The sequence below is a fragment of the Pseudomonas thivervalensis genome (assembly GCF_001269655.1).
In the GTDB taxonomy this organism is placed as follows: Bacteria; Pseudomonadota; Gammaproteobacteria; order Pseudomonadales; family Pseudomonadaceae; genus Aquipseudomonas; species Aquipseudomonas thivervalensis.
The window spans coordinates 471,305-497,381 of record NZ_LHVE01000009.1 but is presented as its reverse complement, the minus strand read 5'-3'; the positions used below and the strand labels follow the sequence as shown (position 1 = coordinate 497,381).

Below are 26,077 nucleotides of genomic sequence, written 5' to 3'. Positions count from 1 at the left end.
GGCCCCAAGCTTTTGCGGTTGCTGTGCAACCGAGCGGGAGCAAGCTCTCTCGCCACAACAGCGTTCACCTCCTGGCACAACAGCACTCATTTCAGGGGGCAGGACGCTAGATTGAGATATCCAACCGACTGATCTTGCCCTGCTCATCGAGCCGGAACGTGTAGCGCAACTCCAGCGGGCTACCGGGGAATGTGCCAGAGATCAGGTTGTGCACCAGCACCTTGCCCGTGCGCTGCTGCACATTGAGGACTTCCACTCGCGGCTGGAAACGCTGGGCGGTGTCTTCCATCCATTGGGCGATGGCCTGGGTGCCGACGCGGTGCTGGCCTTCATCGAACACGTTGGCATCCTCGGCGAAGAAACGCGTCACCGCCGAACTGTCACGGGCATTGGCGGCCGCAATGTAGCCGGCGATGGCCGGGGCCAGGGAAGAGACGGGATTGGACATGGCATGGCTCCTTGTTTTATCGATCTGGCACCATGCTAAAACAGCGTTGTGTCAGTTTTTGTCAGGAGTGAAACGCCCAGTGTCGTCCAGCTTCATCAGCGCAAACCAGTCCCGCAGCAAGTCGCTGCGCCGGCCCGGGTAACGCTCGCCCTGCTCGGTGGCAGAGGCAATCCGGTCGGTTCGAAAGGTCCGATAAGCGCCGCGCAGTTCACACCAGGCCACCACCACCCGCGCCTCATTGAAAAAGCCCAGGGCCAGCGGCCAGATCAACCGCTGGCTCGGGGTCTTGTTCACGTCGGCATAGTCGATGTGCAGCTTGGCCTGGGCGCGAATGGCCTGGCGGTACACGTTCAGTTCCACGGTGTTCTGCGGATAGCCATACCCCGGCGGGCCCGGCAATACCGTGGGGTTGCGCAAGGCGTCGCGCACATCGGGGGCCAGCACTGCTGCGACCTTCGCCAGCGCGTCGGCGGCTGCCTTGCCCAGTACCTCGTCGGCGCGCTGATCCACGTAGCGCAAACCCAGCACAATGGCTTCGATTTCATCGGCGGTGAACATCAGTGGCGGCAGGAACAGGCCACTGCGTAATACATAACCGATGCCCGCTTCGCCCTGGATCGGCGCGCCCAGGGCCGTGAGTTCGGCAATGTCACGGTACAAGGTGCGTTCGGATACGTTCAGCTCCCCCGCCAATGTCGCCGCGGTGACCGGGCAACGCTTGCCCCGCAAGACTTGCAGCAAAGTGAGCAGACGACTGGTACGCGACACGATGGACTGTCCGCAAAGAAAAGATGACGCAGATTAGCAGAGGCTGGTGTCAGAAACTGTCAGGAGGCCTTTGACTGTGTCGATGAGTCTGTGCGGTCTGTGTGGTGCGAGCCTTTGTGGTATGAACCCTGTGATATGAGCTGTTGTGGCGAGGGAGCTTGCTCCCGCTCGGTTGCGCAGCAACCGCAAAAGCTTGGGGCCGCTGCGCAGCCCAGCGGGAGCAAGCTCCCTCGCCACAAAAGCGCTCTCTCCAGAGTATCGTGCTCGATCGCTTCCGAGTTTTTTCATTCATTGAGAGTTTATCCATGCGCAGAATCCTCGGCTTTTCCGTTTTCCTGTTCATGCTCAGCCTGAGCGCCTGTGCCCTCTTCCCGCACCGTGATCCGCTGAACATCAACGTGGTCGGTATCGAACCGTTACCCAACCAGGGCCTGGAAGTGCGCTTCGCCGTGAAACTGCGCGTGCAGAACCCCAACGAAACCGCCATCGACTACAACGGCATGGCCCTCGATCTGGAGGTCAACGGCCGCACGCTGGCGACCGGAGTCAGCGACCAGGCCGGTTCGATCCCGCGTTTTTCCGAAGCGATCCTCAGCATCCCGGTGAGCATCTCGGCGTTCTCCGTGCTGCGCCAGACTCTGGGCCTGAGCCAGACCCAAGGCCTGGACAACCTGCCCTATGTGCTCAAGGGCAAGCTCGCCGGCGGCGTGTTCGGCACGATGCGTTTCGTCGACCGTGGCACCCTCGACCTGCCGGGCTCCGCGGCGACGTGGTGAATCACGCCGTAAAGCGCACGCCGGGCTTGGCGCGCTCGTCCACCACCAGTTCGAACACATCCGGCCTGGCGTAGTGCCCGACCACGTCATAGTCGTAGCGCGCCCGCACCAGGTCATCGGTGTCGATTTCGGCGGTCAATAGCCCGGTGGTGTCTTTCAGCGGCCCGGCGAGCACATCGCCCATGGGCCCGACAATCACACTGCCACCGGCGATCAGCGGCCGCTCGGCCGGCCAGTGCGCGACGTCGATGCCCAGGGCCTGCGGCGAGGCCTGGACCTGGCAGGCACTGACCACAAAACAGCGACCTTCATGGGCGATATGGCGCATGGTCACCTGCCACATCTCCCGCTCGTCCACCGTTGGCGCACACCAGACGTCTACCTCCTTGGCATACATCGCGGTGCGCAGCAGCGGCATCATGTTTTCCCAGCACACCGCCGCGCCGACCCGGCCAACCTGGCTATCGATCACCGGCAAGGTCGACCCATCGCCCTTGCCCCAGATCAGCCGCTCAGTGCCGGTGGGCATCAGCTTGCGATGCTTGGCCACCAGGCCCGCATCGGGCTCGAAATACAGCGCGGTGCAGTACAAGGTGCTGCCGACACGCTCGATGACGCCCAGCACCAGGCTCGCCCCCGTACGTGCCGACAGCCCGGTCAGCGCTTCGGTTTCAACGCCGGGCACGTCAATGGCATTGGCAAAATAGCGAGCGAACGCCTCGCGCCCCTCCGGCAGCCGGTATCCCAGCTGAGTGCCGAACCCCTCGCCCTTGGGATAGCCGCCGAGCAACGCTTCGGGCATCACCACCAGCCGGGCGCCCGCCTCACGGATGGCGTCTTCGTAGGAAAGAATCTGCGCCAGGGTCTCGCCCTTGCCGCCAGGTAACGAACCAATCTGCAGGGCAGCCACAATGGATTTGGGCATGGTTTTCAACTCCTTGATCATCAGGTGTTGCTGATTCTCAAGGAGCGGCCGATCATGAATAAAGCCCCGAATGCTGCTAAATGATATGAGCCTAATGAATATCGCCGACATCGACCTCAATCTGCTCAAGACCTTCGAAGCCCTGCATGACGAATCCAGCGCCAGCCGCGCCGCCGTGCGCCTGGGCGTGACGCAATCGGCCATCAGCGCCGCACTGCGCAGGCTTCGCGATCTGTATGGCGATCAGTTGTTCGTGCGCACGGGCCGGGGCCTGGCGCCGACGTTGCGGGCCAATCAACTGAAGCCGGTGATCAGCGAAGCCCTGGACAAATGTCGCCAGAGCCTGGCAATGGTCGACCCGGGCGCTAGTCATTACGAAGGCCGCTCGGTTATCGTCGGCCTGTCGGACGATTTCGAGATTGCCCATGGACGACGCCTGATCGAGGAAGTGGCCCGCCGCGCGCCGGGTCTGCGCTTGATTTTCCGCCAGACCCACAGCCTGATCGTCGGCCGGGCCTTGATGGAGCGCGACCTTGACCTGGCGATCACGGCGGGCGGTTTCGCCCAGCGATTGCTCAGCCGCCAGGTGTTGGGCGAAGGCGATTACGCCTGCCTGCTGGACGCGGCAAGCCTGGCGGATGGCCAACAATCCCTCAGCCTGGAGGCCTTCGTGGCCCGCGAGCACTTGCTGGTGTCTTCGGGCGGTTTCATTGGCATTACCGACGAGGGGCTGGCCGGACTTGGCCTGAGGCGACGGGTCTGCGCTTCGACCACGCACTTTGCCGCGTTGCCGTTCCTGCTCAAGGGCAGCCAGGCCGTGGCGACGATTCCGACCCACGCCGCCCGGGCCATCGCCGACCTCAGCGGCCTGGCCTTGCTGCCCTGCCCCCTGGCCCTGCCCCGCTACCCCATCGAACTGGGTTGGCGGACGCACACGCAGATGGACCCGACGGTGCTCAAGGTGCGCGAGGCCATTACTGCAACGTTCGCCTGAGGCTTACTTGTTGGCGGCCATCAGTCGATTGACTTCGCTGCGCACCATGTTGGCGTATTCCGGCGGCGACATGCCGTCCAGTTCGGCACGCACCCACTCGGCCCACTTGCCCTTGCGCTTGGAGCGCTCGCCGAACAGCCGGGCGGCATCGCCCTTGGCCTTGCCCAGGTTGTTTTGCCACAGTTCAAAAAGTCGGGATTTTTCGTCTTCCAGCGCGGCGCGCTCGGCCAGGGGCTTGTCAGCCAGATTGAAGCTCATGGGAATTACCTGTTGCGTAAATAGGCGCCATCTTACACCTTGAAGGGAAACGTCTTAACCACGATTTGCGATGGACCGGCCTGCCAGGGCCAAGCGCTGCAACTTTTGTACAGGCGCCGCACTCCATTGTTCAATGCCATCAATCCACAAGGAGTACTTCCATGGCCCGTAAAGGCACCGTGCAAGCGAACGGAGAACAAATCAAGGATCAAGCCTTCAGTGAACTGAAGGCGTTGATTGAAGAGTCGGAGAAGCTGCTCAAAAGCAGTGCCTCGCTGGTGGGCGAAGAGGCCGAAGACCTGCGCGGCCAGATCTCCCAGAAACTGCAACAGGCGCTCGATTCGGTCGCCAGCGCACGGGAACGCACCCGCCCCATGGTCGATGCCACTGAGGTCTACATTGGCGGCCATCCCTGGCAGACCGTGGCGATTTCAGCGGGATTCGGGCTGGTGGTGGGCTTGCTGCTCGGGCGGCGTTAAGCCCCCCAGAGTTCCCACAAGATTTGTGAACAGTTAAAACTGTGGGAGCGAGCCTGCTCGCGATGACGGTGTGTCAGGCAACATCTCTGCTGCTGAATCACCGCTATCGCGAGCAGGCTCGCTCCCACAGGGATTTGTTGAATGGGCATGCAATGTGTAACTACCCACAAGATCTTGCTTTAAGCCACAGGCCCCGCCCGCAGGATCGACACATCCTCCCCGCGATACAACGCCTCCACCTTCCCCGCCCGCCACTGCAACACCGCCCGCTGGTTGATCGAGCCCTTGTCGGTGATCTCACCGCGGTCGATGGACGCCGGTTCATCGAGCAAGGCAATCCACTCCACGCGACTGGCGTTGCCGCTGGCTTCACGGTTCAGGCGTTGCAGCCAGTCGGCGAACCATTGGCGTACCGGTGGGCTGGCGAGGATCTGGGCATCGCTGGCGCCCGCGCCCAGGCCTGACAGGCGTCGGCATTCCGCAAGTCGTGGAAACACCAGGGCGCCCAGGCACTCGCGATCCGGCGCGGTGATCACCAAGTCCTGGACATAGGGTGTGCCCTCCAACACCGCCCGGTTGCGCAACGGCCCGACGCTGACAAACACACCGGAAGACAACTTGAAGTCCTCGGCGATCCGCCCGTCGAACATCAGCCCCAGTTGCGGATTACTGGCATCGGCCAGCTTGATCGCATCCCCCGAGCAATAAAAACCGTCCTCGTCGAACACGTCGGCCGTCTGCTGCGGCGAGCGCCAGTAGCCAGGCATGATGTGCGGCCCGCGAAAACGCCCTTCGAACTTGCCGTCCACCGGCACCAGGCGCACTTCGCAGCCAGGCGCCGGAAGGCCGATGTAGCCGGCCATGGACAAGGGCCCGGTGGTAAAGGTGCAGGACGGCGACGCCTCGGTCATGCCCAGGCCCGCCATCATGCGGATACGCTCGCCGCAATGCTGCTCGGCAACCTTGTCGAGCCGGTCCCAAGTGGTTTGCGACAGGCCCGCCGCGGCAAAGAAAAACAGACTGATTCGCTTGAAGAATCGCTCGCGCAATTCACTGTCCTGCTCCAGGGCACTGACCAACTCTTCCCACCCCTTGGGCACGGTCAGGTAGGCAGTCGGCGAAATCTCCTTGAGGTTGCGCAAGGTTTCGGCGAAGCCCTGGGCGGTGGGTTTGCCGTCGTCCAGGTAGAACGTGCCGCCGTTGTACAGCACGATGCCGAGGTTGTGGCTGCCACCGAACGTGTGGTTCCACGGCAACCAGTCCACCAGCACTGGCGGCGCCTCGCCGAACACTGGAAAGGTCTGCAGCAGCATCTGCTGATTGGCGCACAGCATGCGCTGGGTGGTGATCACCGCCTTGGGCAGCTTGGTGGAACCCGAGGTAAACAGGAACTTGGCGATGCTGTCCGGGCCCGTGGCAGCGAACGCCTGCTCGGCCTCGACGCCGCCGGGTTGGTCCAGCAGGCTGGCGAAGCTTGCTCTAGACCGGCCCGCCATCTCGCCACGCACCGTGATCAAGGGAACGTCCATCGGCAATACAGCATTGATCGCCCGCTCGAACGGTGCGGCTTCGCTGACGAATACCAGCCCCGGCTGCAACAAATCGCAGACGTGGCGCAGCTTGGCGAAATCCTGGGACAGCAATGAATAGGCCGGCGAAACCGGGCAATAGGGAATCCCGGCGTACATCGCGCCGAGGGCCATCTGCAGGTGCTCGATGTCATTGCCGGAGAGCAGCGCCAAGGGTTTTTCCGCCGACAAACCGTAACTCAGCAGGCTTTGGGCGATGGCCCGGACACTGTCGAGCATCTGCGCATAACTGACTCGACGCCAGTCACCGCCCGCTTCACGGGCCGCGATAAACGTCTGTTCTGGGCGCACCTCGGCCCAGTGCACCAGGCGCTCAAGCAAACGCGCCGGCAGCGGGGCCAGGGGTTCCAGGGAACGCATGTGCAAGATGCCGCGCTCTTCCCGGACTTCGACGGCAGGGTGACCAATCGACACCTGGCGATACCGCCCGGCCTCGGGTCGGGAGGACGATCTGGACTCGGAACTCACGTACATTTCCTCCACCAAGGCACGCTCGGGTCGCGATGCGAACGGAGCGTGGCAGCACTGGCTGCGGCCTTGTCATTATTATTCTGGCCTGCATCCGGGCGGCGGCTTTCGAGGCTCGACCGCCCGTGACGCGACGGGTTTCAGATCGGGTAATGCCGCGGACCGTTCTGCAAGGTCACCCAACGCAACTGGGTGAAATGCTCAATGGACGCCTTGCCGCCAAAGCTGCCGTAACCGCTGGACTTGACCCCGCCGAAGGGCATCTGCGCCTCGTCGTGCACGGTCGGCCCGTTGATGTGGCAAATGCCTGACTCGACCCGCTGGGCCAAGGCCAACGCGCGGCTCGTGTCGCGACTGAAGATGGCGGCCGACAGACCGAACTCGGAATCGTTGGCCAGGCGCAGCAGTTCTTCATCGCCGTCACCGCGCAGCAACACCGCCACCGGCCCGAAGGATTCTTCGCGGTACAGGCGCATCTGCGCAGTGACACCGTCGAGCAAGGTCGGTTGAAGGATGCTGCCTTCCAACTGTCCGCCAGTGACCAGCGTTGCACCTTTGGCCAAGGCATCGTCGATCAGCCCCTTGATGCGCTGGCCGGCACTGGCATCGACCAACGAGCCCAGCACCGAATCGCCGGCCGCTGGATCGCCGGCTCGCAAGGTGGCGATCTTGGCGGTCAGCTTGGCGATGAACTCATCCGCCACGCGGGCATCGACGATCAGTCGCTCGGTGGACATGCAGATCTGTCCCTGGTTGAAATAGGCCCCGAAGGCGGCCGCTTGCACCGCAGCGTCCAGGTCGGCGTCGTCCAGCACCAGCAGCGGCGCCTTGCCGCCAAGTTCCAGCAATGCGGGCTTGAGATGGCGCGCCGACAGTTCGCCGACGATGCGCCCTACGTGGGTCGAGCCGGTGAAGTTCACGCGGCGAACCGCCGGGTTGGCGATCAACCGTTCGACAATGGCGGGCGCATCCGCCGGTGCGTTACAGATCACGTTGACCACGCCATCACCCAGCCCGGCGTCTTGCAACACCTGGCCAATCAAGCGGTGCACCGCCGGGCTGATTTCGGAAGCCTTCAGCACCACGGTGTTACCGCACGCCAGGGGCATGGCGATGGCGCGGGTGGCGAGAATCACCGGGGCGTTCCAAGGGGCGATGCCCAGCACCACGCCGCAAGGCTGACGCAGGGCCATGGCGAAACTGCCGGGCACGTCCGACGGAATGATTTCGCCGTTGATCTGGGTGGTCATGGACGCCGCTTCGCGCAGCATGTTCGCCGCCAGGTGCACGTTGAAACCGTACCAATTGGCCATGGCGCCGGTCTCGCCGGCCGCAGCGATAAACTCACCGCCGCGGGCCTGCAATTGCTCGGCCGCACGCAACAGACGCGTACGGCGCTCGTTGGGCGCCAGCGCGGCCCAGGCAGGAAACGCCGCTTGGGCCGCGGCCACGGCGGCATCGGCGTCTTCCAGGGTGGCGGCGGCCACGCGAGACACCACCTCTCCCGTCACCGGGTTGCAGCGTTCGAAGGTCCGGCCATCGCGGGCCGGGCACGACTGGCCGCCAATCAACAGGGGCACGTCCAGCATGGTGATTCCTCTTTATTGTCTTTATCGGAATACAGTCACAGTAGCGCCGAGGGCTTTGGACGAACAGCCTGCGGGCGCTCGATGGCACCCGCGGCGCGGTTGTCTCAGCGCTTGTAGGTTTGCAGGCCCGGCTTGATGCTTTTGTCGTCCAGGAACTGCTTCATCCCCTGCTCGCGCCCCCCCTCGGTGTCGAGCAGGCGCGACTGGTCGAGCTTGGCGTACAGGTAATCCTCGTTCTGCTCCCAGGTCAGTTCGCGGCAACGTTTGAAGCCATGCTTGGCGGCCCGCAGCACCACCGGGTTCTTTTCCAGCAGGTTGCGCGCCAGTTCCACAGTGACTTCACGCAGTTGCGCCAGGGGCACGCTTTCATTGACCAGGCCCATTTCGGCGGCTTTCTGCCCGCCGAAGGTCTTGCCGGTCATGATGTAGTACAGCGATTGGCGGTGGCCCACCGTATCGGCCATGGCCTTGCTAACCAAGTTGCCCGGCGGGATGCCCCAGTTGATTTCCGAAAGACCGAAGGTCGCTTCGTCGGCACAGATCGCCAGGTCGCACGCCACCAGCGGGCTGAAACCGCCACCGAAACACCAGCCATTGACCATGGCGATGGTCGGTTTGGCGTACATGCGCAGCAGCTTCCACTGCCACTGCGACGCTTCGCGACGGATTTTTTCCTGGAGGATTTCCGGCCCGGCGTCCACTTCGCGGAAGTATTCCTTGAGGTCCATGCCAGCGGTCCAGGCATCACCGGCTCCGGTCAGCACCAATACGCCGGCGGCCGGATCCTGTTCCAAGGTCTCGAGCACGTCGATCATCTCGCGATTGAGGGTCGGGCTCATGGCGTTGCGTTTTTCCGGGCGGTTAAGGGTGACCCAAGCGATGCCCTCCTCGATATCGACCTTGACCGTTTTCCAGCGACCTTCGTAATTGCTCATGATGCGTGCTCTCTTGTTCTTGGCTGAAGATGATCAAAAACTAAACCGGAAAAATAGTTATGTCAATTAACTATTAATCGATTTACCTGTATTTTTCAGAGGCTGGGTTAAAGATTAAAAAACTTGAAGATGTCCAAGCCCGTAGCCAGCGCGCCGCAACCCCGGCAAACTGGATAGCCTTGTTAATCACTTACCTTGAGGAAGCTCATTTCGATGGCCAAGTCTTCCAAGCTTGCCGAACCCGCCGAGCCCCCGGTCACCGGTACCGACGCGCAGGCACCGCTGGACTCCGCGCTGGACGACCTGATCGGCTACGCCCTGCGCCGCGCCCAGTTGAAACTGTTCCAGAACCTGATCGGCCGGCTCGCCGTCCATGACCTGCGCCCCGCCCAGTTCTCGGCCCTGGCGATCATCGACCAGAATCCCGGCCTGATGCAGGCCGACCTGGCCAAGGCCCTGGCGATCGAGCCGCCGCAAGTAGTGCCGCTGCTGAACAAACTGGAAAGCCGGGCCCTGGCCGTGCGTGTGCGCTGCAAGCCGGACAAGCGCTCCTACGGGATTTTCCTGAGCAAGACCGGCGAAACCCTGCTCAAGGAACTCCAGCACATCGCCGCCCAGAGCGACCTTGACTCCACCGCAGCCCTCTCAGGGGCCGAGCGCGAGGAGTTGCTGCGGTTGTTGAAGAAGGTTTACCAATAAGGAACACCGCTCCTCCCTGTGGCGAGGAAGCTTGCTCCCGCTGGGCTGCGCAGCAGCCCCCAGGCTATTGAATACGGTGCGTCAGAATGACCGAGTCGACGGTTTTGGGGTTGCTGCGCAACCCAGCGGGAGCAAGCTCCCTCGCCACAAAAGTGCTGCGTCGCACCTCAGCGCATCACCAGATCGGCACGCTGTACGTCACCAGGAACCGGGTCTGGTTCTCGTCGCGAAACGCCGCCGTACCGGGGAAGTCGTTGCGGTAGATCGATTTGCGCGCCAACAGCCCGACGTTTTTCAGCGGGCCGCTCTGGATCACGTATCCCAGTTCCATCTGGAACTCGCGTTCCTTGCGATCCTCGGCATTGAGGGCCGCCAGCTCGATGTGGTCGCCACGCACATAACGCAGTCGGGTCCTCAAGCCCGGCACGCCCACGGCAGCGAAATCGTAGTCATGGATCGCCTGCCAAGTGCGCTCCTTGGCATTGAGAAAGTCCGAACTCATGGTCATTTCGCTCAGGCCCATCAGCTCGGTGCCGGACACGTAGGGCGTGGCCGTATCGCCACTGGCGTGCATGTAGCCCAGGCTCACACGATGCCCTCCCAAGCGATAGCCGACCAGCGCCGAGACATTGCGGTTATCCACCTTCCCGGCCTTGGCCGCACCGTCTTCATCACTGAAAAAACTGCGCAGGTCGGTGGTTAGCACACCGTCGCCCAATGGCAGGTTGTGCAGCAATGCCAGGGTATTCTGTTGATACAAATCCGCTACTTCGGCGTGGTAGGCCCGCAGGCTGAGGTCTTTGTTGACTTGGTAGTCGCCGCCCACATACGCCATATGGGAAGAAGTCGCCGCGCCATTGAAACGGCGGTTGGGCGAGGCGATGCTCATCGGCTGGTAGTCGGTGGAATCGCGCCGGGCGATGCGGTCGATGTAACCGGTGTTCAACGTCAAACCGTCGAAATCCTTGGAACTGAGGGTCGTGCCGCGAAAGGTCTGCGGCAGCAACCGCGACGGGCTCGCAAAGGCAAACGGCAGGAAAATCGACACGTCGCCGGTCTTCACTGTGGTTTGCGCGAAACGCAGCTTGCCGGTCACGCCCAGGCGCGAATACTCATCCGCCGCGCGTTTGTCGCTGCTGGACACCGGCAACAGTTCGGTGCCACTGCGATCCGGCGACGAGTCGAGCTTGACGCCCAACAATCCCCTCACGTCCAGGCCGAACCCGACCGTGCCTGGGGTAAATCCCGACTCGACGTTCATGAACACGCCTTGGGCCCATTCCCGGGCTGCGGTCTTGGCGCCGTCGTCCTTGTAGTCGCGGTCCATGTAGTAGTTGCGCAAGGTCAGGGTGCCGTGGCTGTCGTCGATGAACCCTTCCGCCCACAAGGCCGGAGAACCCAGGCTCAACCCGAGGCAGGCCAGCAGAGGAACCAGGGATGAAACAGGGCGCGCCGTCAGCACGTCCCGAGCGAGATTTGGCATGGTCGATGTCCATTTATTGTTGTTGTTTTGATCGGCCCAACCTTGGCGATGGGGGCCGTGCGAGCAAAGAATGGAAACGAGGCAGGTGCTTCGTCAATCGACAATGACCGATAATCGAACGTTAATGTAATTAACTAATTTACTAATTCATCCGTAGATTTCTGCCAAACCGCTGATTTTTATAATGAACTGGCCAGGTATTGACGTCCTATTCGCACCCTTCATTTTTTAGTTAGCTTTGTTAATCTTAAATGCACCCACCGGTTTTCCTCCGAGCCGGTGTTCCCTCACAAAAACAATAAGAGGATTTGCCATGGACCGTCCGGCGCGTCGTGCGACGCTGACCATCGCCTTGTGTTTCATCGTTGCGTTGATCGAAGGTTTCGACCTGCAGTCAGCCGGTACCGCCGCCGCAGGGTTGCGACAGACCTTTGCCCTCGACCCGAGAATGATGGGCTGGGTGTTCAGCGCCGGTATCATCGGGTTGCTGCCGGGCGCCTTCTTCGGCGGCTGGATCGCTGATCGCATCGGTCGCAAGAAAATCCTCATCGCCGCGGTCTTGCTGTTCGGTGTGTTTTCCCTCAGCACCGCTTATGTCGAACACTTCTCCAGCCTCTTGCTGGTGCGCTTCATGACCGGCCTGGGCCTGGGCGCCGCCCTGCCCAACCTCATTGCCCTGTGCGCCGAAGCCGTGGGCGAGCAACGCCGGGGCACGGCCATCAGCGTGATGTATGCGGGGGTGCCATTGGGTGGTGCGCTGGCGGCAGTGGTCGCGATGCTGTTTGGCGAACACTGGCAGATGACGTTTTTCATCGGTGGGTTGGCGCCCTTGCTGGTGGTCCCGTTGATGCTCCTGTGGCTTCCCGAATCCAGCGCCTTTCGCCAGGCCCAGGGTGACGGCGCCTCATCGCGAAGCTCCACCGTCCAGGCGCTGTTCGGTGAAGGTCGCGGCCGAACTACCTTGGCGCTGTGGCTGAGCTACTTTTTTACCCTGACGGTGATGTACATGTTGCTCAACTGGCTGCCGTCGTTGCTGCTGGAACAGGGCTTCAGCAAACCCCAGGCCGGGCTGGTGCAGATGCTGTTCAACATCGGCGGTGCCCTTGGCTCGTTGCTCGGTGGTCTGTTGCTGGACCGTTGCAATGGGGTCAAGGTGGTGCTGTTCGTCTATGCCGGTCTGCTGAGCGCCCTGGCCGGGGTCGGGTTGTCCGTTGGTATCGTGCCAATGGCGATTGCCGGGTTTGCCGCCGGGTTGTTTGTCATGGCTGCGCAGTTGGTTCTCTATGCGTTGGCACCGCCCTCCTATCCTACGGCGGTGCGTGCGACGGGAGTGGGTGCGGCGGTGGCGATCGGGCGCCTGGGCTCGGTGGCCGGGCCTCTGGCTGCTGGGCAGATCCTGGCGGCCGGGGGTGGGACTACCGCCGTATTGCTGGCGACTTCTCCGGGGTTGGTGGTTGCGACGTTGGCTGTTCTTAGTGTGATTCGTTATTCGGCTGGGCCGGGGTTGGGTGCGGCGAAATCGGTTGTTTGACTTGGTGTGAATATCCGTTGCTGCGGTAACGGCTGCTTATGGTTCCGCCCTGACGGCGGGTCGTACCCCCATCAGATATCAGATCTGTGGGAGCAAAGCTTGCTCGCAATGGCGGTGGCTCAGTCAATGAAGATGTTGGCTGTGCCAGCCCCTTCGCGAGCAAGCCCGCTCCCACAACCCTTCCAAAAAAACGTCACCCCCTAACCCACCGCTCCCGCCGACTAAGCACAGGCTTTTTTGCAAACACCCTCTGCGGCAACAGCAACCAAGCCAAAGCCGGCAGCAGAATCAAGGCCCCCAGCATGTTCACCAAAAACATAAAGGCCAGCAAGATCCCCATGTCAGCCTGAAACTTGATCGGCGAAAACGCCCAGGTCGACACCGCCACCGCCAAGGTCATACCCGTCAGCAACACCACTTTGCCGGTGAACAGAAGCGCCTGGTAGTACGCCTGGGCCAGGGTGTCACCGGCACGCATCCGCGCCAGGATCACGCTCAGCACATAGAGTGCATAATCGACGCCAATGCCCACGCCCAAAGCAATGACCGGCAGTGTCGCGACTTTCACCCCCATGCCCAGCCCCACCATCAGCGCCTCGCACAGGACCGAAGTGAGCATCAGCGGCAGCATCGCACACAGGGTCGCGCGCCAGCTGCGGAAAGTCAGCAAGCACAGCAGGCTGACCGCACCGTAGACCCAGAACAGCATCTCGCGCATGGACTTCTTCACCACGATATTGGTCGCCGCTTCGATCCCCGCGCTGCCGGCCGCCAGCATGAACTTGACCTCCGGCATCTGGTGTCCGGCAATGAATTGCTCGCTGGCCTCCACCACACGGTTCAAGGTGTCAGCCTTGTGATCGGCCAGGTAGACATACAGCGACAGCATCGAGCAGCCCTGATTGAACAGCTCCCGCGGTGCACGGGTCTGCACGGCACCCAGCGCGCCGTCGTTGGGGATCAGTTCATACCACTTGAAATTGCCTTCGTTATATCCGGCCGTGGCGATCTTGCTCAGCGCCGCCATCGAGGTGGTCGATTCCACGCCGGGCAATTGCTCCAGTTGCCAGGCCAATGCATCGACCGCGGACAGGCTGACGTAACGGGTGCATTGATCCTCCGGGGTCTTGATCATGACCACGAAAATATCCGAGCTGGCCGCATAATTTTGGGTCATGAACAACGCATCGCGGTTGTAGCGCGAGTCGGCCCGCAGCTCCGGAGCACCGGGGTCCAGGTCGCCGATCTTCAGGTGCAGGCTCACGGCGAAGCCAAATGCGGCCAACAACAAGCCCACCAACATGGCACCAATGGCCCAGCGCGGTTGGGTGAACAGATCGAGCGCACGCCACAATGGATGCTTGATCTGCGCCTGCTGCTCATTGGTTTCCGCACTCAGGCTGCGTTGCGCCGCCGCCGGGCTGACGCCAATGTAGCTGAGCAGGATCGGCAGCAGAATCAGGTTGGTGAAAATCAGCACCGCGACCCCGAGACTCGCAGTGACCGCCAGGTCCTGGATCACCCGGATGTTGATCAGCAGCAACACCGCAAAACCGACCGCATCACAGAGCAACGCGGTGATGCCAGCAGCGAACAGTCGGCGGAAGGTATAACGCGCGGCGACCACCCGGTGGGTGCCGCGGCCGATGTCCTGCATGATGCCATTCATCTTCTGCGCGCCATGGCTCATGCCAATGGCGAACACCAGGAACGGCACCAGTGCCGAGTATGGGTCGAGCTCATAACCGAGCAAGGCAAGCAGCCCCAGTTGCCAGAGCACCGCCGCCAGTGAACAGGTCACCACCACCAGAGTGCTGCGTGCGCAACGGGTGTAGCCGAACAGCACCAGCACCGTCACCAGTACCGCCACCACGAAGAACAGCAGGACCTGGGTCATGCCCTCGATCAAGTCGCCGACGATCTTGGTAAATCCGGTGATGTGAATCCGCAGGTCGTCGGTCTGGTACTTGTCCCGCAGCGTCTCCAGTTGCCGGGAAAAGTCGCCATAGTCCAGCGCCTTGCCCGTCTGCGGATTGATTTCCAGCAGCGGCACGAAGATCACGCTGGACTTGAAGTTGCCGGCGACCAATTGACCGACCTCCCCGGAGCGGGCCACGTTGGTCCGCACCTGCTCGATGCTGGTGGCCGAACCGTCGTAGTCGTCGGGGATCACCGTGCCGCCGTCTAGCCCTTCTTCGGTCACGGCGGTCCAGCGCGTGGTCGGGGTCCATAGCGACTTCATGTAGGGGCGATCGACACCCGGCAGCAGATAAAGCTCGTCGTTGAGCTTGGCCAGGGTGTCGAGGTAGTCCTTGTTGAAAATGCTCCCTTGCTTGACCTCCACGGCGATCCGCAGCGAGTTGCCCAGACCGCTCAACTCACTGCGGTTCTCGAGGAAATTGGCGACATAGGGATGCCCGGTGGGAATGGTTTTCTCGTAGCTGGCATTGATGCCGATGCGCGTGGCTTGCCAACCGAGCACCAAGGTCACCAGCAGGCACAGCAGGATCACCAGCGGTCGATGGTTGAAGATCGCCCGCTCAGCGAAGTTGCCCGACGCCCGGTCGAAGTCTTCCTGGCGGCCGATCACGGTTTGGGTTCTGTCGTCTTTCAAGTTTGACTCCTGTTGCACGAGCCGTGGCCCGATAGCGCTACACCGTGAAGTTTCAAGGTTTACCCGAGGCCCGCGGATCCTGGTCAGCGGCCACGCCGCTCAAGCCGACGCTGGCCAGGCTGCCGTCGACCGCCTGTTGCACGGCAGCGACGGTCCCGCCACTGCGGCTCTGACGCTTGTCGAAGCTGCGCCCCTGGTCATGACTGAAGAGAAGCTCACCGCTCTGGCTGGCCAACAGCAGGCTGCCGTCGCGCAGTTCGAGGGCGCTCGCCAGGGTCGATTCGATACCGGTTTCCAAACGTCGCCAACTGCCGCCACGGTCGTCGGACCACCAGGCGTTTCCGCGCAAGCCATAGGCAATCAAGGCCCCATCGCGGGTGCCGAGCAGGCCGAAGAAGCTGCCCTCATACGGTGACTTCAAGGCCTGGAATGACTGCCCGGCATCGGTCGAACGCAACAGCAGGCCGCGCTCCCCCACCAACAGCAGATCCTTGCCCAAGGCGCGGATGCCATACAGGTTCAAGCCCTGGGGATTGTCCACATGCTGCATCCACGGTTGCCAGCTTCGCCCGCCGTCGTCGGTGCGGTAGATCTGGTTGTAGGCGCCCACGACGTAGCCGTGCAGGCGGTCGCTGAAGTACAGGTCGAGAAACGGCTTGTCCGGTCCGTCATCGAGCATGTGCCGTGCCTGCTCCAAGTGGATGCCACCGCCAGGTTGATGGGCATCGCGCTCAGCGGTCTGCACCGCCAGGGCGATGGCACGCTCACCGTCGAGTTGTTTTTGCCAGGTTTGTCCGCCGTCCTCGGTATGCAGCACCACGCCAAGGTGACCGACTGCCCAGCCCTGCTCGGCATCGACGAACTGCACCGCCGTCAGGCTGACGCTGACCGGCACCTTGGCCTGGCGCCACGTCACGCCAGCGTCGTCGGAGAGCAGCACGATCCCACGCTCGCCAACCGCGACCAGGCGCTCGCCGGCACGGGCCAGCCCAAGCAATACCGCGCGCGAGGCCTTGACCGTCGGCAGCGCCGGTTGCTGCAGCACCGCCAATGTCGTGGCCTGTGCGACCCAGGGCACGCTGGCCAACAGGCATCCCACCAGGGCGCAAGCCCCCCATAGCGAAGCACGACTCGCAAAGTTTTTTTCAACGTTCATATCGTTATCCCGCCAGGAGAATCGTAAGCGACCGCGACGAACCTCCTCCTCGCCACGGCCGCCACCGGTTCAACGCATGTTTTCGTTGGCCATCGCATCCGGCGTGAAATAGGACGCCGAAGGCTTCGCGACTTTCTGGTACTGAACCGTCAGGTCGTTGCTCGATGAGTTGAGGAAGTAGGCCCCGGTGTCGAGGTTGTAGCTGCCCCACATGACCTGTGCGGTAAAGGCCGGCAGGTCCGGCGCCAGCAGCGTCAGTGAGTACATCTGCCGGCCGAGCTTCCCCTGGGCGTCATAACCGTCGGCCATCAGGATCTGCCAGGAGTCCTCGTCGACGTAGTAGGTCCGACGCGGCACGACATGGCGCTTGCCGGATTTGAGCGTGGCCTCGACCACCCAGACCCGATGTTTCTCCCAGCGCACCAGGTCCGGGTTGAGGAAGTTCGCCTTGACCAGGTCGTCGCTCTTGGCCAGGGCGGCGCGGTTATTGTTGTAGGTGACGAGCAGTTCCTTTTTGCCCACCAGCTTGAGGTCATAACGATCGGTCGGTCCGAACAGCATGAACGCTTCGTCGAACAGGCCGACGCCGGAGGTCACGAAATCCGGCGTGTCATAAGCAATGTTCGGTGCCCGGCGAACCCGCCTCTGACCGACCAGATACTGCCAGGCCGCCCGATTGGCCGGGTCCAGGTCCCAATGGGTCATCAGGCCTTCGCCGGCCTTGGACGACGGCAACTCCGTGAACAGCTTGCCCAGCAGGTACTTGCCCGAATAGTTTTCCAGGCTGCCGCCTTCGACGTAATAGGGGAACTGATAGGTGTACTGGGCCCGGGTCGCCTGGACTTTCTTGCCACCGGCGGTCATCAGCCAGGTATCGAAAGGCGAGCTGATGGTGTCGCCGCCCTGCCAGGACAACCGATAATTCCACAGCACCTGCGCACCGTTTTCCGGGATCGGGAACGGGATGCCGCCATACGCACTGGAGACCTTCTCGCTGTCCACATCCAGCGTGGCGCGGGTGGCGTTCTTGCTGGTGTTGTCATAGACCCATTGCGGCGCGGCCGCCGAGCGATGGGTCGGGTACACGTCCAGGCGATAGTCCGGGTACTTTTTCAGCAGCAGCTTGGTGCCTTCGGCCAACTCGCCGGCGTACTGCTCCATGTTCGCGGCCTTGATCGAGTACAGCGGTTTCTCACTAGCGAATGGATCGGGGCGCTTGTCACCCGGTTTATAACCGGGCGTGACCTGGGTGTAACCGCCCTGCCACGCCGGGATGCTGCCATCGGCATTGCCGGCACGCTCACCGCCCAGGGGGGTCAGATCGGTTTTCAAACGGGCGGCCTGTTCGGGCGATACCGCCGCCTGCGCCAGCCCCATGCCGACAAGGGCCAGGGTGAGGACGCAGGTGTTCAGGAAAGCTGTGTTCTGCATGGCGAATCCACCTTATTAGAATGAGGTTTTCACGTAGAGCGAGACGAAGTCGCGGTCGGCCAACGACTGTCCGTAACTGAAATTGCCGTCCTCGCGCAGCCCGGCTTTCGGGGCGCCGAAGAAGTTCACGTAGTTGAGGCCGACGTCCCAGCGTTGCAGGTAGGTGGCTTTGAGCCCGACACTCCAATCACCGGAATGGGTGTTGCCGAAGCCGGATTTGTTGACTGCCGATGAGCGCCCGTCGAGCACGATCCCCATGCCGATCGGCACGGTCAGGTCGATCCCGTCGACAATCTGGAAGTACGCCGGCTCGATCAATACCCGCAGCGCCGTGGCATCGCGAGTGGTGTTGGAATCCAGGGCGGCAGCGTTCTTGGTCACGCTCAGGGTGCGGTTCCAGGCCAGTTCGGCCAAGGCCGAGCCGCCGTCCCAGAAGGCGGTGGGGGATAACAGGTAAATCGCCGACAGGTTGGCGTGGGCGGTCTTGCCCCTGGCGAACAGCTCATTGTCGCCACCATCGGCCTCCACGCCGGGGGCTACCACTTGCAGGTTGCTCACCAGCGGCGCGTTCCAGCGCACCGAGGTTTCACCGGCAAAGTTGAACGGGCCGTAAGCGGTGGAGAAACTGACGCCGGCGGTCTTGATGTCTTCGGCGTAGACCTGGCGATAGGAGCCCAGGATCGGCAAGCCACTGGCCGCTGCCGCCGGACCGTCCAGGTACGCGTACAAGCCGATCGGCGCCTTATCGTGATACTGGGCTGCGTAAAAACCCAGCTCCAGTTCAGTGCCGCTCGGTTTGAAGCGGATCTGCATGCCGCCCTGCCCCGAATTGCGCGGTTTCAGATCGCCGCCATTGACCGTGTCGTTGCCGAACACTTCGCGCAGCGGGCCGCTGCCGTAACCGATGGCATCGACATCGCTCAGGTAGCTGCCCGCACCCGGCAGATTGGAACGCTCCCACTCGAACTGATAGTAGGCGCCCACCGACAGTTGCGGGTTGATCTGCAACTGCCCGGAAATCTGATTGACCGGGCGCAGGATCTCCTTGAACTGGGTTCCCGGCACGCTGAGCAATTTGACGACATCCGTCGGCCCCTGGGCATTGGCAATGCCGTTGCCGCCGTAGAACAGGCTTTCGCCGTAGATCAGGCTGTGTCGGCCCAGGCGCGCCACGCCCTGGGAGTCTTCACCGAGGTCACCGCGCACGAACACAAAGGCATCGAGAATTTCCGCGTCGCGGCCGTGAAGCTCGCGGGTTTCATGGAGGAAGTTCGGCTGTTCGCTGCTGTCAGTGTCCTGGTTGTAGACATCGTCGTACCAAGCCGCGCCGCTCACCCGCAGCCCATAGTTTTGTCGGCTGAGGTCCATTTCAGAAAACAGGTCCAGGCGGTTGGAGACCAGGCCACGGCTGAAATTCTTATCGCCCTGGCTCTGGATCGAGGGGTACAGGCCGTTGGCGGTTGGCGCGTTGACCAAGCGACTGTCCTGCCCTTGCAGGCGCCAGGCCTGGCTGTACTTGATGGTGTTGTCCCAGCGCAGTTTCCAGTCGGAGTCACCCAGGTCCATTTGCATGGCCTCGACCCGGTCGACCATCACACCGGTGCTGCATAACGCCAGGAACAGCGCGCAATGCTTGAAACGAAAGCTATCTTTGACGTTATCCATGGACGCTTCTCATTATTGTTATTTTTGGGCATGGCTTTGGCAGCCAACACGCTCAGGTCACGGCTTGCGCCGTTGTCTACGGGTGCGCATTTCAGATGTAGGTGGAGGCCAATCCACCATCGACCGGCAGGTTGACGCCGTTGATCCAGCGCGACTCGTCGGCACACAGGAAAGCGATCACCGCCGCCACCTCATCGGCATAAGCGGGACGTTTCATGCGGTGGGCATCGGCCTGGGTCCGGGCCTCGCCGAGCATGCTCACGAAGTCGTCGAGGATGGGCGTGAACACCGGGCCTGGCGCGACGCTGTTCATGCGCACCGAATGCTCAAGGAACCAGGGCTGGGCCTGCAGGTAGTTCCAGACGATCAAGGCTTCCTTGAAGTACTGGTAGCAGGTCTGGTCCGGCACCGGGTGGTCGGCCAGCCAGGCCTGCGCGGCGGCAAAATCTTCGATGCGCGCCAGCGCCTTGTGCTGTTCCAGGCGCAGCGGCCATTCGGCGCCAAGGATCGAGGCGATATTGACGATGCTGCCGCCCGCACTGATGCGCGGCAGCAGCGCACGGCTCAAATGGCGCAACCCGAGGTAATTGACCCGCGCCAACAATTGCGGGTTGGCGGTGCCCGGCACGCCGGCAATGTTGCACAGGCTGTCGAATCGTGCGGGCAGTTGTGGCAGCAACCGCTCGATGTTCTCGGCGCTGCTCAAGTCGCCCTGCACAAAACCGTCCAGGGTCATGTGCGGTGCCTTGAGGTCCACGCCGATTACCTGGGCGCCGTGAGCGCGCAGCAGGCTCGCCGTGGCAGCACCGATACCCGACGAAACACCGGTCACCAGCACAATCTTGTTGTCGAGTTTCATGTTGAGTCCTCTTCTTATTTTTGTGTACCCGCAGGGCCCAGCTCATCGGGCCCGGTAAAACCGGCCGGTCAGAACGGGTAGACCGGCGCCGTGTCCTTGACCGTCACCCACTGCCACTGGGTGTATTCGTCCCAGTCCGCCGGGCCGCCGACGCTTCCGCCATTGCCCGAAGCGCCACGCCCGCCGAACGGGTTGACGCACTCATCGGCGACGGTCTGGTCATTGATGTGCAACATGCCGCACTGCAATCGCTCGCCAATGGCCATGGCCCGGCCCACGGACGGTGAAATGATCGCCGCCGCCAAGCCGTACTCGGTGCGATTGGCCAACTCGATGGCTTCCTCATCCGTGGCGAAGCTGACCACCGTTGCCACGGGCCCGAACACCTCTTCGTCGAACGCGCGCATGCCCGGTTTCACGCCACTGAGCACGGTGGCCTGATAGAACAGCCGATCATGGTCGCCGCCCGCTTCCAGCCGAGCCCCGGCGCGCACGGTGTCGCTGACGATGTCGTGGACCCGTTGCAACTGCCGCTGATTGATCAGCGGCCCCATCGCGGCCTCTTCGCGGGCGGCGTTGCCGAAGGTCATGGCCTGGGCCTTTTCCACCAGTTTGCGGGTCAGTTCGGCGGCGATGGATTCATGGGCGAGGATCAAGCCGGTGGCCATGCAAATCTGCCCTTGATGCAGCCAGGCGCCCCAGGCCGCGTTTCGGGCCGCGAGGTCGAGGTCGGCGTCTTCGAGAATGATCAGTGGGTTCTTGCCACCCAACTCCAGGGCGACTTTCTTCAGGTTGCGCCCGGCCACTTCGGCGACCTTGCGCCCGGCGCCGGTGGAACCGGTGAAGGCGATCATGCGCACGTTAGGGTCGCGGCACAGGGCCTCACCGGCATCCGCCGCGCCGGGCAACACTTGCAGCAAGCCCTTGGGCAGGCCTGCCGCCTCGAACAAACGGGCGATGAGGAAACCGCCGCTCACCGGGGTTTGCGGATCCGGCTTGAGCACCACTGCGTTGCCCGCCGCCAGGGCCGGCGCGACGGAGCGCATGGACAGCACCAAGGGAAAGTTGAAGGGCGAAATCACCCCGACCACGCCATGGGGTTGGCGCCGCGCATAGGACAGACGCCCCGCCTCGCTGGGCAGGACCACCCCGTGGGCCTGGGACAGCAAGCCGGCGGCCTGATGCAACAGCACGATGGCTTCGCGTACCTCGTGCTGCCCCTTGAACAGCGCAGCGCCGGTCTCCCGGGCCACGTACAGCGCCAGTTCGTCGAAGGATTGCTCGGCCACATCGGCAGCCTTGCGGAAGATCGCCGCCCGTTGCCGCGGGCCCAGCGCTGCCCATGCCGGCTGAGCGAGGGCGGCGTCGCGACTGGCCTTGGCGATGTCGGCGGTGTCGGCCGTGGCACAGCGCATCAGCCGCTCACCGGTGGCCGGCTCGATGATCGATTGCAGCGGGCCCGAGGCAGGCACCCAGTCACCGTTGAAGACACATTCCGATTCGATCACCTGGGACAGCAGGTGGCTTTTGGGTGCAGACATTTAACACTCCCGGCTCTTTGTTGTTGTCATCGTTTGCCGCACCTGGAAGGTGTCGACGCAAACGCCGTGCAAGTGCTGAGCAAGCGCTGTGCCGGTTTTGCCCGCAGACCTTGATAAACCTGGCGCAGGGCTCTGGTTCAAGGCTCTTCGCCGGGCACGACGGACCCGGAGCCGACGCCGACCTGGCCGTTGGCCAGCTGCCGCTTGTTCATTTGATAAAGTTATGCTTAATAACTATCTCGCCAGGTGATCATTTCGATCACCTGCCATCAGGGGCATAACAATGAATAATCCCCACTGCCAGTTGCCGGACCACCGGATCGCCACCGAGCATTTCCATCCACGGGGTGACAGTAACGAGCTGAGCGACAGCAGTTCGCCCACCACGGCAGAGCTCACCGCGTGCCTGTTTTTCTCCCCCGACGATGGCCGCATCTGGCTCAACGACCAGCGCATGTTGCTGCTGCACAGTTCCTCCTTCGGTGCGTTGCGCCGTGAAATCATCGAGCGCCAGGGGCTGGAGCAGGCCCGCGGCATGCTCACCCGCACCGGCTATTCCTCCGGCGCCCGCGACGCTCGGCTGATTCGCGAACGCTGGCCCCACGCCGACGCCGCGGCGGTGTTCCGTGCCGGCACGCACCTGCATACCCTCGAAGGCATGACCAAGGTCGAGCCGCTGCATTTCAAGTTCGACGCCGACTCGGGGTTCTATGAAGGGGAGTTTCTCTGGCATCACTCCTGCGAGGCCGACGAGCATGTCGCCGCCTATGGCACCGGGCAGGACCCGGTGTGCTGGACTGAGCTGGGCTACGCCATCGGTTTCGTCAGCGGGCTGTTCGGCCAACTGGTGGTCTTCCGCGAAGTGGAATGCCGGGGCATGGGCCACGAGCGCTGCCGAGTCGTCGGCAAGACTGCCGAACAATGGGGTGACATCGAGCAGGACCTGAATTACCTCAATGCTTCACCGACGACAGTCGTTCCGCGCGCTGATATTCAGTCCGACAATGTCGCCGGAGCCGCCCCGCTGCCGGACAGCGAACAGCCGCTGATCGGTGCCAGCGCCGCCTTCAACGCCGCGACCCAGGCCTTGCAGCGGGTGGCCTTGACCCCTGCCACCGTGCTGGTCAGCGGCGAATCCGGCGTGGGCAAGGAGATGTTCGCCCGCCAGTTGCACCAACTGAGTCGCCGCCGTGATGGTCCGTTCATCGCCCTCAATTGCGCGGCCATCCCCGACAACCTGATCGAGGCCGAACTGTTCGGCGTCGAGCGCGGCGCCTACACCGGGGCCACCCATTCACGCCCCGGGCGTTTCGAACGCGCCCATGGTGGCACGTTGTTTTTGGACGAGATCACTTGCCTGAGCCTGGCCGGGCAAAGCAAGCTGCTGCGCGCCTTGCAGGAGCGGGAAATCGAACGGGTCGGCGGTGGCCATGGCATCAAGGTCGATGTGCGGGTCGTGGCGGCCACCAACATCGACCTGCGCAAGGCCGTGGCGGACGGCGCGTTCCGTGAAGACCTGTTCTACCGGCTCAACGTCTACCCCATCGCCCTGCCGCCCCTGCGCGAGCGCCGCGATGACATACCATTGCTGATCAATGCCTTCCTCAAGCGCTTTTGCCAGGAATACGGCCGCACGCCGATGGGGCTGACCATGCGCGCCTTGAAGGTGCTGTTACGCTATGACTTTCCGGGCAACGTGCGGGAATTGCAGAACCTCATCGAGCGGGGCCTGATCGCCAGCGAAGAAGGCCAGGCGATCGATCTGGTCCATCTGTTTCGCAATGAGCAATTACCGGTGGATGCGTACTCCGTGGACCACCTCGGCGGCCTCTCGCCCATGGGCCTGGCTGCCAACGATGCAACGGAAAAACCGGCGCTGCTCCAGTCCCTCAGCCAACTGGACGCGGACTTCTCCATTGACGGCCTGGAATCACGCCTGATCAGCGAAGCCCTGCAACTGAGCAGCGGCAACCTGGCGGCGGCCGCGCGCTCGTTGGGACTGAGCCGGGCGCAGTTCGCCTATCGGTTGAAGAAGCATCAAAGGATTCATTCAGACTAAACACCTAACCTACTGTGGGAGCGGGCTTGCTCGCGAAGGCGGTGGGCCAGCTTGCATGTTTGTCGGATGCACTGACGTCATCGCGAGCAGGCTCGCTCCCACACTGGTTTCTGGGTGACCACAAGGTCTGTGCCCAGCACAAATCCCCTGTGGGAGCGAGCTTGCTCGTGATGGCGGTGGGTCAGTTGGCATTGATGTTGGCTGGGCTGGCGTCATCGCGAGCAGACCCGCTCCCATCGGGAGGCAGAGCGACTGCAACTCAATCCGTGGTGCTCGCCGCCAGCACCGCGAGCGTCCGACGCTTGGGGTTCCAGATGCTCAGGCACCAGACGCCCCACCACTCCAGGCCATCGTCGAAATAATCGCTCCAGGGCTCCCGTGCCGGATCAGGCTCGTCGCTGGCCGTCCAATTGAAGTTGAAGTTGTCGACCCAACTCAACACCACGACATCGCCCCCTTCTTCGAGCCCGAGCAGATCGAGCCACGTCTGGAACAGCGCTTGCGTCGCGTCGTCGCTGAACCGGGTGCCATAGGGCGGTTCGCAGAAGTCTGCGTACAAGGCGTAGGGCTGCTGATTGCGTTCGCCCGCGTCGGCGCGCATGAGTCGAGTCACCTCGTCGCGGTTCAGCGGTTTGGCGACAGCCTTGTTCAAATCCCAAACCATGGTGGGGGGCGCAACCTCGGCATAGCGCGGATCGAGGGTCAGTTGGCGGTGACGTTCCAGCCACTGCGCCTTGATCTGCTGGAACAACAGGTCCACGGCCTGGCGATGGAGCGCCTCGTCAACCGCTTCACTCACCTCGGGCGCGAGCACCAGGAACTCGAAGGCGCAACCGGCCTTTTCCATCCGCTGGCGCAGGGATGCGCTGGCTGGCTGTTCAACGACATTCAACATGACAGGCTCCGTCAGGCAAGGCAGAAGCGCCCCGGCGATACTCGCTGGGGGTCTGGTTCATCTCGATGCGGAAATGCCGATTGAAGTTGGACAGGTTGTTGTAGCCCACTTCAAAACAGATATCGGTCACCGGCATTTCGCTCTGCAACAGCAAACGGCAGGCGCGCTGGACCCGCAACTTGCGCATCAAGTCGATGAAGCCATGCCCGGTGATGCGCTTGAAGAACCGCGAGAAGCCCGGCTCGCTCATGTCCAATTGACGGGCGATCACCGACAGGCGCAGGTCGCCGGTGAGTTCGGCTTGCAGGTACTCGAAGGCTTTATGGATGCGCTCGGAACTGCGCGCATCGAGGGTCGGCGCGTAGCAGGGGCTCGCCAGGCTCAGGGCCTCGTCGCCAGAGGCTTGGTTGAGGGCATGGAGCAGCTCGAGGAACAGCGCCAACCGCGCCAGCCCCTGGGCCAGGCCGATGGCTTCCAGCAGGTGCGCGGCCCTCAGCGCGGTGCCGCCTGCGAAGGCCAAGCCACGCCGGGCACGTTCGAACAGCCCCTGCAGATCCCCCAGTTCAGGCAGGGTGCGGCGCAAGGTCAGCAGCGTGGCGCCGTCGAATTGCAACACCACGTCGCGTCCGGCCAAGTGCTCGCCCGGCGCCAGGTCGCCCATCCAGTCGTGGGGCAAGTCCGGGCCGATCATCGCCACATGGCCTGGGCCAAACGGACCGATGTAGTCGCCCGCCAACAGTTTGCCGCTGCCCTGGCGGATCAGGTGGATTTCAAATTCAGGGTGATGATTCCAGCGCGCCAGCGGGTACGGGTAGTCATGCTCGTACCAGCGAAAACTGTGTTCGGGCTCAGGCAGGATGACTTCCAGTTCGGCCGGTCGCTGCTCGAACAGGGGCGTTCGGTGATCAGGCATGT

General features: G+C 62.7%; 22 protein-coding genes. 6 read left to right on the top strand and 16 right to left on the bottom strand.

Annotated features, from left to right (window positions below):
* Positions 1 to 106: 106 nt before the first annotated feature.
* Both AD659_RS14325 and AD659_RS14320 read right to left on the bottom strand, forming a co-directional pair.
* Complete coding sequence (locus tag AD659_RS14325) at positions 107 to 448, bottom strand: nuclear transport factor 2 family protein (protein ID WP_053122268.1); 342 nt, start codon at positions 446 to 448, stop codon at positions 107 to 109.
* A 51-nt stretch (positions 449 to 499) separates the two neighbouring features.
* Complete coding sequence (locus AD659_RS14320; RefSeq protein ID WP_053122266.1) at positions 500 to 1,216, bottom strand: helix-turn-helix transcriptional regulator; 717 nt, start codon at positions 1,214 to 1,216, stop codon at positions 500 to 502.
* 305 nt (positions 1,217 to 1,521) lie between these two features.
* On the opposite strand from AD659_RS14320, the gene AD659_RS14315 reads away from it, so the two are divergent.
* On the top strand, positions 1,522 to 1,992 hold the full coding sequence (locus AD659_RS14315) for an LEA/WHy family protein (protein WP_053122264.1): 471 nt from the start codon (positions 1,522 to 1,524) through the stop codon (positions 1,990 to 1,992).
* Position 1,993: 1 nt separating this feature from the next.
* Here the strand turns inward: AD659_RS14315 and AD659_RS14310 are convergent, their stop codons facing one another.
* Complete coding sequence (locus AD659_RS14310; RefSeq protein ID WP_053122527.1) at positions 1,994 to 2,917, bottom strand: carbon-nitrogen hydrolase family protein; 924 nt, start codon at positions 2,915 to 2,917, stop codon at positions 1,994 to 1,996.
* Between the two features lie 85 nt (positions 2,918 to 3,002).
* Between AD659_RS14310 and AD659_RS14305 the strand changes: the two genes are divergently transcribed.
* Complete coding sequence (locus tag AD659_RS14305) at positions 3,003 to 3,911, top strand: LysR family transcriptional regulator (RefSeq protein ID WP_053122525.1); 909 nt, start codon at positions 3,003 to 3,005, stop codon at positions 3,909 to 3,911.
* A gap of 3 nt (positions 3,912 to 3,914) precedes the next feature.
* On the opposite strand, the gene AD659_RS14300 is transcribed toward AD659_RS14305, so the two are convergent.
* Complete coding sequence (locus AD659_RS14300; protein WP_003181187.1) at positions 3,915 to 4,169, bottom strand: hypothetical protein; 255 nt, start codon at positions 4,167 to 4,169, stop codon at positions 3,915 to 3,917.
* A gap of 161 nt (positions 4,170 to 4,330) precedes the next feature.
* Between AD659_RS14300 and AD659_RS14295 the strand changes: the two genes are divergently transcribed.
* Positions 4,331 to 4,648 (top strand): ElaB/YgaM/YqjD family protein, encoded by a 318-nt coding sequence (locus AD659_RS14295; RefSeq protein ID WP_053122262.1) that lies wholly within the window; start codon positions 4,331 to 4,333, stop codon positions 4,646 to 4,648.
* Between the two features lie 179 nt (positions 4,649 to 4,827).
* Here AD659_RS14295 and AD659_RS14290 read toward each other — a convergent pair whose 3' ends face one another.
* From AD659_RS14290 to AD659_RS14280, 3 genes are all read right to left on the bottom strand, one after another.
* Positions 4,828 to 6,705, bottom strand: a complete 1,878-nt coding sequence (locus AD659_RS14290; protein ID WP_053122523.1) for a feruloyl-CoA synthase — start codon at positions 6,703 to 6,705, stop codon at positions 4,828 to 4,830.
* Between the two features lie 140 nt (positions 6,706 to 6,845).
* Positions 6,846 to 8,294 carry an aldehyde dehydrogenase gene (locus AD659_RS14285; protein WP_053122260.1) on the bottom strand — a complete coding sequence of 483 codons (1,449 nt, stop codon included), beginning with the start codon at positions 8,292 to 8,294 and terminating at the stop codon, positions 6,846 to 6,848.
* 104 nt (positions 8,295 to 8,398) lie between these two features.
* Entirely contained in the window at positions 8,399 to 9,229 is an 831-nt protein-coding gene (locus AD659_RS14280; protein ID WP_003202420.1) for a p-hydroxycinnamoyl CoA hydratase/lyase, read from the bottom strand.
* A gap of 213 nt (positions 9,230 to 9,442) precedes the next feature.
* Between AD659_RS14280 and AD659_RS14275 the strand changes: the two genes are divergently transcribed.
* Positions 9,443 to 9,928 (top strand): MarR family winged helix-turn-helix transcriptional regulator, encoded by a 486-nt coding sequence (locus AD659_RS14275; protein ID WP_053122258.1) that lies wholly within the window; start codon positions 9,443 to 9,445, stop codon positions 9,926 to 9,928.
* A 175-nt stretch (positions 9,929 to 10,103) separates the two neighbouring features.
* Here AD659_RS14275 and AD659_RS14270 read toward each other — a convergent pair whose 3' ends face one another.
* Entirely contained in the window at positions 10,104 to 11,411 is a 1,308-nt protein-coding gene (locus AD659_RS14270; protein ID WP_053122256.1) for an OprD family porin, read from the bottom strand.
* A 313-nt stretch (positions 11,412 to 11,724) separates the two neighbouring features.
* Here AD659_RS14270 and mhpT point away from each other — a divergent pair, with 313 nt between their 5' ends.
* Positions 11,725 to 12,942, top strand: a complete 1,218-nt coding sequence (mhpT, locus tag AD659_RS14265; protein WP_053122254.1) for a 3-(3-hydroxy-phenyl)propionate transporter MhpT — start codon at positions 11,725 to 11,727, stop codon at positions 12,940 to 12,942.
* A 193-nt stretch (positions 12,943 to 13,135) separates the two neighbouring features.
* Here mhpT and AD659_RS14260 read toward each other — a convergent pair whose 3' ends face one another.
* The 6 genes from AD659_RS14260 to AD659_RS14235 form a co-directional block, all read right to left on the bottom strand.
* Positions 13,136 to 15,556 (bottom strand): efflux RND transporter permease subunit, encoded by a 2,421-nt coding sequence (locus AD659_RS14260; protein ID WP_053122251.1) that lies wholly within the window; start codon positions 15,554 to 15,556, stop codon positions 13,136 to 13,138.
* 52 nt (positions 15,557 to 15,608) lie between these two features.
* Positions 15,609 to 16,712: a WD40/YVTN/BNR-like repeat-containing protein gene (locus AD659_RS14255; RefSeq protein WP_053122249.1), complete on the bottom strand. Its 1,104-nt coding sequence runs from the start codon at positions 16,710 to 16,712 to the stop codon at positions 15,609 to 15,611.
* A gap of 69 nt (positions 16,713 to 16,781) precedes the next feature.
* Positions 16,782 to 18,143 (bottom strand): DUF1329 domain-containing protein, encoded by a 1,362-nt coding sequence (locus AD659_RS14250; RefSeq protein WP_053122246.1) that lies wholly within the window; start codon positions 18,141 to 18,143, stop codon positions 16,782 to 16,784.
* A 15-nt stretch (positions 18,144 to 18,158) separates the two neighbouring features.
* The gene (locus AD659_RS14245; protein WP_053122244.1) at positions 18,159 to 19,808 is read right to left on the bottom strand and encodes a DUF1302 domain-containing protein; all 1,650 of its coding nucleotides are present in this window, start codon (positions 19,806 to 19,808) and stop codon (positions 18,159 to 18,161) included.
* Positions 19,809 to 19,899: 91 nt separating this feature from the next.
* Positions 19,900 to 20,667, bottom strand: coding sequence for a coniferyl-alcohol dehydrogenase (locus AD659_RS14240; RefSeq protein WP_053122242.1), 768 nt, complete (start codon positions 20,665 to 20,667; stop codon positions 19,900 to 19,902).
* 68 nt (positions 20,668 to 20,735) lie between these two features.
* Positions 20,736 to 22,208 (bottom strand): benzaldehyde dehydrogenase, encoded by a 1,473-nt coding sequence (locus AD659_RS14235; RefSeq protein WP_053122240.1) that lies wholly within the window; start codon positions 22,206 to 22,208, stop codon positions 20,736 to 20,738.
* A 283-nt stretch (positions 22,209 to 22,491) separates the two neighbouring features.
* Here AD659_RS14235 and AD659_RS14230 point away from each other — a divergent pair, with 283 nt between their 5' ends.
* On the top strand, positions 22,492 to 24,267 hold the full coding sequence (locus AD659_RS14230) for a sigma-54-dependent Fis family transcriptional regulator (protein WP_053122239.1): 1,776 nt from the start codon (positions 22,492 to 22,494) through the stop codon (positions 24,265 to 24,267).
* Positions 24,268 to 24,526: 259 nt separating this feature from the next.
* On the opposite strand, the gene AD659_RS14225 is transcribed toward AD659_RS14230, so the two are convergent.
* Positions 24,527 to 25,162, bottom strand: a complete 636-nt coding sequence (locus AD659_RS14225; RefSeq protein ID WP_053122237.1) for a hypothetical protein — start codon at positions 25,160 to 25,162, stop codon at positions 24,527 to 24,529.
* Entirely contained in the window at positions 25,146 to 26,075 is a 930-nt protein-coding gene (locus tag AD659_RS14220) for a helix-turn-helix domain-containing protein (RefSeq protein WP_053122235.1), read from the bottom strand. Before AD659_RS14220 ends, AD659_RS14225 begins: the two co-directional genes overlap by 17 nt.
* Positions 26,076 to 26,077: the final 2 nt, after the last annotated feature.